General features: G+C 64.7%; 11 protein-coding genes and 1 pseudogene. 9 read left to right on the forward strand and 3 right to left on the reverse strand.

The features are described from left to right. The first annotated feature begins 126 nt into the window (after positions 1-126). From R2N03_RS16995 to R2N03_RS17015, 5 genes are all read left to right on the forward strand, one after another. Positions 127-867 (forward strand): response regulator transcription factor, encoded by a 741-nt coding sequence (locus tag R2N03_RS16995; protein ID WP_316658961.1) that lies wholly within the window; start codon positions 127-129, stop codon positions 865-867. 75 nt (positions 868-942) lie between these two features. After that, positions 943-1,200 carry a hypothetical protein gene (locus R2N03_RS17000; protein WP_316658963.1) on the forward strand — a complete coding sequence of 86 codons (258 nt, stop codon included), beginning with the start codon at positions 943-945 and terminating at the stop codon, positions 1,198-1,200. A gap of 159 nt (positions 1,201-1,359) precedes the next feature. Beyond that, positions 1,360-2,271, forward strand: a complete 912-nt coding sequence (locus R2N03_RS17005) for a LysR family transcriptional regulator (protein WP_316658981.1) — start codon at positions 1,360-1,362, stop codon at positions 2,269-2,271. A gap of 147 nt (positions 2,272-2,418) precedes the next feature. Further along, entirely contained in the window at positions 2,419-3,747 is a 1,329-nt protein-coding gene (locus tag R2N03_RS17010) for an MFS transporter (RefSeq protein ID WP_316658964.1), read from the forward strand. Positions 3,748-3,783: 36 nt separating this feature from the next. After that, entirely contained in the window at positions 3,784-4,767 is a 984-nt protein-coding gene (locus tag R2N03_RS17015) for a M14 family metallopeptidase (RefSeq protein ID WP_316658965.1), read from the forward strand. Between the two features lie 76 nt (positions 4,768-4,843). On the opposite strand, the gene R2N03_RS17020 is transcribed toward R2N03_RS17015, so the two are convergent. Beyond that, complete coding sequence (locus tag R2N03_RS17020) at positions 4,844-5,506, reverse strand: TetR/AcrR family transcriptional regulator (RefSeq protein ID WP_316658966.1); 663 nt, start codon at positions 5,504-5,506, stop codon at positions 4,844-4,846. A 96-nt stretch (positions 5,507-5,602) separates the two neighbouring features. On the opposite strand from R2N03_RS17020, the gene R2N03_RS17025 reads away from it, so the two are divergent. Together R2N03_RS17025 and R2N03_RS17030 are read left to right on the forward strand one after the other, a co-directional pair. Continuing rightward, positions 5,603-7,135 (forward strand): flavin-containing monooxygenase, encoded by a 1,533-nt coding sequence (locus R2N03_RS17025; protein WP_316658967.1) that lies wholly within the window; start codon positions 5,603-5,605, stop codon positions 7,133-7,135. Positions 7,136-7,150: 15 nt separating this feature from the next. Then, on the forward strand, positions 7,151-8,107 hold the full coding sequence (locus R2N03_RS17030; RefSeq protein ID WP_316658969.1) for an alpha/beta fold hydrolase: 957 nt from the start codon (positions 7,151-7,153) through the stop codon (positions 8,105-8,107). Here the strand turns inward: R2N03_RS17030 and R2N03_RS17035 are convergent. Beyond that, positions 8,104-8,289, reverse strand: coding sequence for a hypothetical protein (locus tag R2N03_RS17035; RefSeq protein WP_316658970.1), 186 nt, complete (start codon positions 8,287-8,289; stop codon positions 8,104-8,106). The genes R2N03_RS17030 and R2N03_RS17035 overlap by 4 nt on opposite strands. Before the next feature lie 279 nt (positions 8,290-8,568). After that, a pseudogene (locus tag R2N03_RS17040) lies at positions 8,569-8,820 on the reverse strand (c-type cytochrome); the annotation flags it as partial. A gap of 7 nt (positions 8,821-8,827) precedes the next feature. On the opposite strand from R2N03_RS17040, the gene R2N03_RS17045 reads away from it, so the two are divergent. Together R2N03_RS17045 and R2N03_RS17050 are read left to right on the forward strand one after the other, a co-directional pair. Continuing rightward, positions 8,828-9,376 (forward strand): MBL fold metallo-hydrolase, encoded by a 549-nt coding sequence (locus tag R2N03_RS17045; protein WP_316658983.1) that lies wholly within the window; start codon positions 8,828-8,830, stop codon positions 9,374-9,376. Beyond that, the coding region (locus R2N03_RS17050) for a thiaminase II/PqqC family protein (RefSeq protein WP_487372172.1) at positions 9,373-9,881 on the forward strand (509 nt) is incomplete at its 3' end. The genes R2N03_RS17045 and R2N03_RS17050, both read left to right, overlap by 4 nt.

The following is a 9,881-nucleotide window of genomic DNA, read 5'->3' on the forward strand; positions in this document are numbered from 1 at the left end:
AACCTCGCCATGAAAATGCCTGACACGCAACACATGCAATGGATCGCGTGAGATCGCGACTGATCGTGCGCAAGAGACGCCCGAGCCATCCCGGCATGCATGTGCGCAACTTTCGTGGAACCGAACATGCGAATCGCCTTGCTTGAAGACGATCCCTTCCAGAGCGAAGTCATCGTGCAGATCCTGTCCCAGTCAGGCCACGAAGTGGTCACCTTTGCCGATGGTGCAACGTTGCTGCGCATGCTTGGACGTTCGTCCTTCGACATGCTGATCCTCGACTGGCATACGCCCGGCATGCTGGGCATCGACGTGGTCAGCGTGGTGCGCAGTCGTCACAAGGAAGTCCTGCCGATCCTGTTCGTAACGGCCGAAGAAGGCGAGCGGGGGCTCGTGCGCGCGCTCTCGCAGGGGGCCGACGACTACATCGAGAAGCCTTTCCGGATTCCGGAGCTGCGCGCGCGCGTCGATGCGTTGCTGCGCCGTGCCTACCCGATTCCGTATGGCCGGTTGCCATTTGATGTGGGCCCGTACCACTTCAATCCGCAGCGCCAGCAGGTGACATTGCACGGCGAGCCCGTCGGCCTGACGGGCATCGAGTTCCAGCTCGCATTGCTGCTGTTTTCGAGCGTGGGCCGGACGCTGTCGCGCGACCACATCTTCGGGCAGGTGTGGGGCCGTAACGCCTTCGAGTACACGCGAACCATCGATAGTCACGTGTCGCGCATCCGCATGAAACTGAATATTGAGCCGGTGAATGAAGTGCGCCTGGTTGCGGTGTACAAACACGGCTACCGGTTGGATCACCTCAAGCCGGCAGACAACATGGAGGCGCTGGTCATGGCCGGTGCTGCGTCCTACACCGACTAGGCGCACGCCAGACGCAGGCGATCGAGGCGATGTCGCATGAGGTGCGACATCGCTTTTTTCATTTGGGGAGCTGAGATGCCCGCCGCTGCCCATTCTTGCGTCGAGGCGGCCGTGCCGCTGCTAGTCGACATCACTGCCGTTGCGCAGATGCTGCCGCGTGCGGGGTCGTCCCGTGTGCTGGAGCGCTTTGGCGGCGCCAATTTCACGGTGCTGCGAATGGGTGGCGTGCCGGATCCCGACGAGAGCCACGGCCACCCCGAGGTCTGCGGGCGATCGCTCGCGAACGGCGACTGCGCATCCGCAAACGCGAGCATCGCGGCCGGGCAGGCATGAGCGGCATTGGCGATACCGCTGGTCAAGGGCGGGGCGGGGTCGTGAACGCGACGGATGTGTGACCAAAGCGATCACGACAGACCGCGAGCGTTGAGGCAGTTCCCGGGGCGGGCGGGGATAATGCGCAGACCCCACGCCCACCTCACGACCGGACGCGCCATGCACATCAAATGGCTGGAAGACTTCAAGGAACTGGCGAAGACCCGCAGCTTCAGCCGTGCCGCGGAAAACCGTCACGTCACACACCCGGCATTCGGGCGTCGCATCAAGGCACTGGAGGCCTGGGTGGGCACCGCGCTGGTGGAGCGCAGCGAGCATCCGGTCACACTCACGCCCGCTGGGCGGTTGTTCCTGGACGCGGCAGCCAACGCGGCCGATGGCTTGAACGATGCGCGCCTGCTGCTGCGCGAAGCCCAGTTGCCGGTGGCGCTCAAGATCGGGACGGGGCGCACGCTGGCACGCACGTTTGTGCCCGGCTGGTACGAGACCCTGGCGCAGGCGCGCGGCGTCTTTCCCCTCAGTGTGACCACGGGCGGCACGCAGGAGGGCGTGCTGGCGCTGGCCGATGGCACGGTCGACCTGCTGATCGCCTATGCCAGCCCGCAGGCAGACGTCCTGCTCGATCCGCGAAAATACGATCACTGCAGGCTCGGCAGCGAGACGCTGTTGCCCGTGAGCGCGCCGGACAAGCGCGGCCGCGCGCGGTTCACGCTGCCGGGTTCAGCCGCAGCGCCGCTGCCGTGGCTGGCCTTTGCGCGGGGGCTGACACTGCGCCAGATGCTCGATAGCCATCTCGCGGCTGCCGACGACAAGCCGCATCTTCAGCCCGTATTCCAGGCGGATTTCTACGAAGCGGTGGAGGAGATGGCCCTGCGCGGCTTCGGCATGGCCTGGTTGCCGTACCGCCTGGCCAAGCCGCACCTCAATCACGGCGCATTGCGTCCGGCCGGCGGGGAAGCCTGGCACATCCACGTCGATATCCGCATGGTGCGCGTGCGCAGCAACCAGAGCGCCCTGCTTGACGAGGTGTGGCAACTGGCCGTCGACAACGCGCCGGCTGGCGGCACCTGAGACGGGCCTGGAACAGCTTCACCGCAGAAAGCCCAAGCTTGTGCCAAAACGGCACAAGCGCCCTGGGCGCGCCGCCTAGACTCCCCGCAACCTTCAACCGCCTGGCGATTCAACGGGCGGACCGGCACAGACCACGGGGAGACAACCATGCCAGCCAACAGCCTCCATGCGGGCGACGCAGCCGCACGCGTCACCGACACGCACCGACACCCCGCCCCTTGGCGCGCCGTGCTGGCCGCCAGCGTCGGCAATGCGCTCGAGTACTACGATCTGCTGATCTACGGCTACTTCGCCATCACCATCGGCAAGCTGTTTTTTCCGACGGGCGACGCATGGACCTCGCTGATGCTGTCTGTCGGCACGTTCGGTGTGTCGTTCATCATGCGACCGCTCGGTTCAATGGTGCTTGGCAGCTATGCCGACCGCGTCGGCCGCAAGGCCGCGCTCACATGGTCGATCCTGCTGATGATGCTGGGTACCGCCATGATCGCGTTTGCGCCGACGTATGCGTCGATCGGCCTGTGGTCGCCGGTCATCGTGATCGTGGCGCGGCTGCTGCAGGGCTTTTCGGCCGGCGGCGAGTTCGGCTCGGCGACAGCGTTCATGATCGAGCACGCCAACGGCAAGCGCATGGGCTACAACGCAAGCTGGCAGGCGGCCACGCAGGGCCTCGCCACGCTGCTCGCCGCGGGGCTGAGCGCATGGCTGACCTACGCGCTGACGACCGCCCAGGTCGAGGCATGGGGCTGGCGCGTGGCGTTCATGTTCGGCTTGCTCATCGGCCCGATTGGCGTGTATATCCGCCGCCAGACGCCCGAGACACCGGAGTTCATTGCCATGCAGGCGCAGGAGCGCACGGCGATGACGGAGCGCTCGCCGCTGCGCGACACGCTGACGCGGGGCCTGCCCGGGCTGCTGTTGGGGGCGGGCGTCGTGGTGGCTGTCACCGCGTTCAACTATGTGCAGAAGGTCTACATGCCGACCTACGCTATCAACCAGCTCCACATCGCCACCAGTGCGTCGCTGGTGTGCACGATGATCACCGGTGCCATGTTGATGGTGATGGCGCCGGCTTTCGGTCTGCTGGCCGACCGCTTCGGCAGTATTCGCGTGGTGTCGACGGCAATGGTGGTGATTGCGTTGTCGACGGTTCCGATGTTCGCCACGCTGGTCGCGCGGCCGACGTTCTGGACACTGCTCATCATGCAGGCGATCGTGGGCGTGCTGCTGGCAGCCATTCTCGCCCCGCTCCCGGCATTGCTGGCCGACATCTTTCCGACGCGAACGCGCGGCACGGGTCTGGCGTTGAGCTATAACGTGTCGGTGACGATCTTCGGCGGATTTTCGCCCCTCATCGTCACGTGGCTGATCGGCGTGACGCATAGTAAGACCTCGCCAAGCTTCTATGTGCTGGCCACCACGCTCATCAGCCTGGCTGCACTGTGGATGCTGCGGGGTCGCAGCCGGGCGCACTGAATCAAGACCTATCTTTCGTTTCACCAAGGATTTCGCATGATGACCCTGGAGGCGCTGCGCGCCACGCTGCCGGTCTACCCGATCGAGTTGCAGAAACCCGATATCGGCCGCTGGGAGACCGGCACACATGGCGTCGACTACGTGCATACGTTCGACAGCGGCGTGCCGGGCCCGCACGTCATGATCAATGCGCTCACGCATGGCAACGAACTGTGCGGCGCCATCGCCGTGGATACGCTCCTTGCAGCCGGCGTACGCCCCGTGCGCGGTCGGCTGACACTGTCCTTCGCCAATGTCGAGGCCTACGAACGATTCGACATCCGCGACCCGGACGCCACCCGCTTCATCGAAGAAGATCTGAACCGTGTCTGGTCCGCCGACAAGCTCGATGGCCCCGGCAACACGCTGGAGCTGCGCCGCGCGCGCGTGCTGCGTCCGGTGATCGACACCGTCGACTGTCTGCTCGACATTCATTCGATGCACGAAAAGGCTGCGCCGCTGATGCTGACCGGCCCGCTGGAAAAGGGCGTCGCGTTCGGCGGTCAGGTTGGCGCGCCGGCGCATCTGATGATTGACGCTGGCCACGCCGCTGGCCGACGCATGCGCGACTACGGTGGCTTTGGAGATGCCGCCAGCCCGAAGAGCGCATTGCTCATCGAGTGCGGCCAGCACTTTGAACGCGTGAGCCGTGACGTTGCGCTCGATGCCTGCGCGCGCTTCCTGACGGTGCTGGGCACGGTCGAAGAGACGACCGTGGCGCCTTGGCTGGGCATTGCACCTGCACTCGACGTGCGGTGCATCCGCGTGGCCGACGCGGTGGTCGCCCGGTCCACGGCCTTCCGTTTTGCCGAAGACTACCGGGGCATGGAGGTGATCGCTCGGGCCGGCACCGTGATCGCCACCGACGGCGACACCAGGATCGTCACGCCATTCGACAACTGTGTGCTCCTGCAGCCATCGCTGCGGCACTTGGCGCCAGGCGTGACGGTGGTGCGCCTGGGCCGGCTTGAGGTGGCTTGAGGTGGCTTGAGGCGGCGCAACGCTCGCTGACCCGCGCGCTTTCGCTCGCTGGAGGGGCAGGTGCGTGACGGCGCCGTCAGCGTGCGGCAACGGACTGTAAGGTGCCGAGCAGCACCTGCCGGCAATTGCGCACCATCTTTTCTTCTCTTTCGCGATAGCCGCCCAGCAGCCAGGCCGCGCCGACATTGGTCATGGCGCCCACCAGTGCCAGGCCGATGATGCGCTGGTCAGCGCGCGCGTCCGCGCCAGCCTGTTCGTCTGCCCGCGCGCGTGGCGATTGACCAATTGCCATGATCTGCTTGCCGAATTCCAGCAGGTTGCGTTGATAGGTCGCATCGGTTTCGGGGCTCACCCCCATCACTTCCAGCAGCAGTACCCGCGCGGCGCTGGGGTCTCGCAAGAACGCGAAGAACGCCTGCAAGCCGGCGTCGACACGCGCTTCCAGGCTGTCATCGACCGCTGCGATGGCCTGCCAGACCTGCGCACGCAGGCTTTCGGCGTGCAACTGGTACGTCGCGCGCAGCAACGCCTCCAGGCTGTCGAAGGCCGCGTAGAAATAGCGGTCGTTGAGCTTCGCTTCGTGACAGATCGCCCGCACGGTGGCCTTGCGGAAGCCCACGGTGCCGAACACCTGCGTCGCGGCCCGGATGAGTGCCTCGCGGCGCTCCGCCGCACGCGCCTCCGGGGCCATACCTCCGTACGGCCGGCCTTTTCTGGCCGTTTCAAATGTTTTTTCCATTTCGCTATTTGACGCCAGGACGCCTGAAAATTAAAGTGGTGACGAGAAACACCACATTCAGGGCGGCATCCGCGATGCCGCCAACAGGGAGACCGCATGGAGACGATGACCCACGAGGGCGCCAGCCGCTCAGCCGCCCCGGACACGGACCTTGATGTGCTGATCGTCGGCGCGGGCCTCTCCGGCATCGGGGCCGCCTATCACCTGCGGGAGCGTTGCCCGTCGGCGCGCTTCGCCATCCTGGAAGGCCGCGCGACCATCGGCGGCACGTGGGATTTGTTCCGCTACCCCGGCATCCGGTCCGACTCCGACATGTTCACGCTGGGCTACAGCTTTCGGCCGTGGCACAGCGATAAGGCGATCTCCGATGGCCAGACCATCCTGGATTACATCCGCGACACGGCGCGTGTATTCGGCATCGACAAGTCGATCCGCTTTCGCCACAGGGTGACGGGCGCAAGCTGGGATTCTTCTGCCGCGCGCTGGTCCGTGCAGGTCGTGCATAGCGACGGGGCGCGCGAGGCGCTTCTGCATTTCACGTGCAAGTTTCTCTACATGTGCAGCGGCTACTACGATTATGCGCAAGGCCATGCGCCCACATGGCCCGAGATGGCGGCGTTCAAGGGGCGCATCGTGCATCCGCAGCACTGGCCGCAAGACCTCGACTACACAGGCAAGCGCGTGGTCGTGATCGGCAGCGGGGCGACAGCGGTGACGCTTGTGCCCGCGATGGCCGCGTCGGCGCAGCATGTGACGATGCTGCAGCGCTCGCCCACCTATATCGTGTCGCGGCCGGAGCAGGACGCCGTGGCCAATATGCTGCGCCGCTGGCTCCCCTCCGGCCTGGCGCACCGGCTGGTGCGCACGAAGAATGTCCTGCTGACGATGTATTTCTACAGCGTGGCGCGCCGCAAGCCAAAAGCCTTCAAGGACTTCATCATCCGCATGGCGGGCAAGCAGCTCGGCCCCGGCTTCGATGTGCGCAAGCACCTCACGCCGCGCTACAACCCCTGGGACCAGCGCCTGTGCCTCGTGCCGAACGGCGACCTCTTCAAGACCATCCGTGCTGGCAAGGCTTCCATTGCCACCGACGAGATCGTGCGTTTTACGCCCACGGGCCTGTTGCTCAAGAGCGGTGAACATCTGGATGCAGACGTGATCGTCACCGCCACGGGCCTCAAGCTCAAGGTGCTGGGCGGGGCGTCCATCACGATCGACGGCCGCCCGGTGAATCTTGCGGAAACCGTGTCCTACAAAGGCATGATGTATAGCGGCGTGCCGAACCTCGCGTCGTCATTCGGTTACACGAATGCCTCGTGGACGCTCAAGGCGGAGCTGATCGCGCAATACGTGTGCCGCCTGCTCAATCACATGCAGACGAACGGCTTCGACACGTGCGTGCCGCGTCTGGACGACGACGCGATGCACCTCGAGCCCGCCGTGGACCTGACCTCCGGCTATATCCAGCGTGCGGCGGCCATCCTGCCCAAACAGGGCACGAAGCAGCCGTGGAAGTCCTATCAGAACTACGCACGCGACCTGCTGATGCTCAAGTTCGGCAACCTTGCCGACAGCGCCATGCAGTTCGAGCGCCGCGCCCAGCCTGCCGGCGTCGCCCAACCGGTTTAACGATTCGAGACGACTGTGATCCAGATCATCCTGTATGCCATCGCCCTGACGATTGCGGCGCTTGTGGCGTTCTCCTTTTTTATCGCGCGTCGTGTTGCCAGGGTCTTTCCGCCAGAAGGCAAGTTCATCGATGTCGGCGGCGATCGTGTGCATTACACCGACCGTGGCCATGGCCCAGCCATCGTGTTGGTGCATGGTCTATGCGGCAATCTGCGCAATTTTGCGTACCTGGATCTGGAGCGCCTGGCGCAATCGCATCGCGTGATCGCGATCGACCGGCCGGGCTCGGGGCGCTCGTTGCGCGGCGCGGCGTCCACCGCAAACATCTATGCGCAGGCGCGCATGGTTGCACAGTGCATCGAGACGCTCGGGCTGGAAAAGCCGCTGCTGGTCGGGCACTCACTGGGCGGGGCAATCGCGCTCGCGGTGGGGCTCAATCACCCGCAGGCCGTTCGCGGGCTTGCCCTGATCGCTCCGCTGACACATACCGAAAGCACGCCGCCCGGCGCTTTCAGTGGCCTCGCGCTGACGTCGCCGCTGGTGCGCCGGCTGGTCTCCTGGACGCTGGCGATCCCCCTGTCGATTCTCAACTCACGCAAGGCCATTGCCATGGTGTTTGCGCCCGAGTCGATGCCAAAGGACTTTCCGTTCAAGGGCGGCGGCTTGCTGGGCCTGCGCCCGCATGTGTTCTACGCGGCATCGTCCGACCTCGTCAGCGCACCGGAGGATCTGCCCGACATGGAGCGTCGGTATGCGTCGATGACCGTGCCGGTCGATGTGCTCTACGGGCGCGGTGATCGCATCCTCAACGTCCGGCGTCAGGGCGAAGCGCTCACGCACAAGCTTGACCGTGCGAATCTGCGGATCGTGGAAGGCGGGCACATGCTGCCCGTTACGCAGCCCGCGTTGACGACGGCGTGGGTGCTCGAAGTTGCCGCCTCGGCCGCTGAGCCTGCCGAGGCACTTGCCTAAGGAGAGTAGCCGCGCCGCGCCCTGATCACCTTGCCACCCCGAAGACCGGGGTTGCGGCGCTCAGCGCGGTAGTCGATGGTGCCCGGCAGGGGCTTGCCAGCGCGTTCACAGATGCGCTCCACGCAGCCGGTCAGCAAGACCATGGCTTCATCTTCGGATTGGCTGGTCAGTGTGTCGCGCAAAGCTGATGCGCCACCCGCTGCCTTACGGAGCTTGATCGGCCGCGCGGATACCTATTCCGGGTTTGGCTTGGGTTCGATCCAGTCCTACAGCCATCAACGGTCCCAACCGGGCGCTGAAGATGAAAATCCCGACCGTGGCGTTGGCTGGGCAGGCTGGCGCGCGATGATCCAACTCAGGACGAACACCGCAGCCGCGCTGCCTCGACTGTGAAGCAGCGCGGTCTCGCGATAGCCAAGGCGTCCCCGGGCTGCGGCCCCAGAGCCTTGGGCCCACGCGTGCTACTGCGATTGAAGGAACGCCGCGACCGCGTTGGCCTCTTCGTCGTTGAGCGTATGTGCGACAGCGCTCATCACTGGGGCGTTACCACGCGCTCCGCTTCGGAAGTGGGTGATCTGCCGCGCGAGATAAGCCTCGTGCTGCCCCGCCAGCCGGGGGAACGTATCGTGTCCCTCACCATGCTGGCCATGGCACGATGCACAAGCAGGGACGCCCTCCTTGGCAAGGCCGTGCTCGAAGATTTCCTTGCCCCTGACGCAGGTGCTGGCGCATTACTGCGGTACGGATTGGCAGCCGATCACGCTCGACACCGAAGCAGGACTGCAACGACCTTTTGAGGTGGCGGGTATCCATCATCTGCGCATCACGCCGTTTCCACTCAGCAGTAAGGCGCCTCCTTACTCGCCGCGCCGGCTCAAGCCCGATCCGGGCGACAACATCGGCATTTTGCTGGAGGACACGCGTACCGGGCGCAAGACTTTTTACGCTCCTGGCCTTGGTGTCATCGAGCCGCACATCGCAACTGCCATGGCTGGTGCGGACTGCGTGCTGGTGGACGGAACCTTCTGGACCGAGGATGAAATGGTGCGCTCGAACTTGTCGAGCAAGCTGGCCCACGAAATGGGCCACCTGCCGCTCTCCGGCGACGCCGGCATGCTTGCATTTCTGAACACGCTGGATGCGCGCCGGAAGATCGTCATCCACATCAATAACAGCAACCCGATTCTCGACGATGATTCCGCCGAACGCGCAGAGCTGACTCGATACGGCGTCGAGGTCGCATACGACGGGATGGAGATTGAACTTTGAGCCAAACCAACGCAAGCCTAGACGCTGCATGGCCGCCCGAGGAATTCGAGGTGCAGTTGCGCGCAAAGGGCGCTGGCTACCACATCCATCATCCGTTCAACGTGCGCATGAACAATGGTGAACTGACGCCCGACCAGGTTCGGGGCTGGATCGCCAACCGTTTTTATTACCAGATCAACATCCCTCGCAAGGATGGCGCCATCATCGCCAATTGCCCGGATCGCGAAACCCGCCGGCTTTGGGTGCAGAGAATTCTCGATCATGATGGGAGTGCCGATAGCCCTGGCGGCATCGAGGCCTGGGTGCGGCTGGGTGCGGCTGCAGGCATACCCGAGCAAGACCTCTGGTCGCTCAAGCATGTAGTGCCGGGTGTACGCTTTGCCGTCGACGCTTACGTGAATTTTGCACGGAGCGTGCCGTCGTCCAAATCTGAAGCCAAGAGCAAGCCCAAGCGCCAGGCATTGCCGCCGCAGTTGCCGCGCACCGACATCCACCACGAGCCGGA

Source organism: Ralstonia condita (assembly GCF_958405655.1).
GTDB lineage: Bacteria > Pseudomonadota > Gammaproteobacteria > Burkholderiales > Burkholderiaceae > Ralstonia > Ralstonia condita.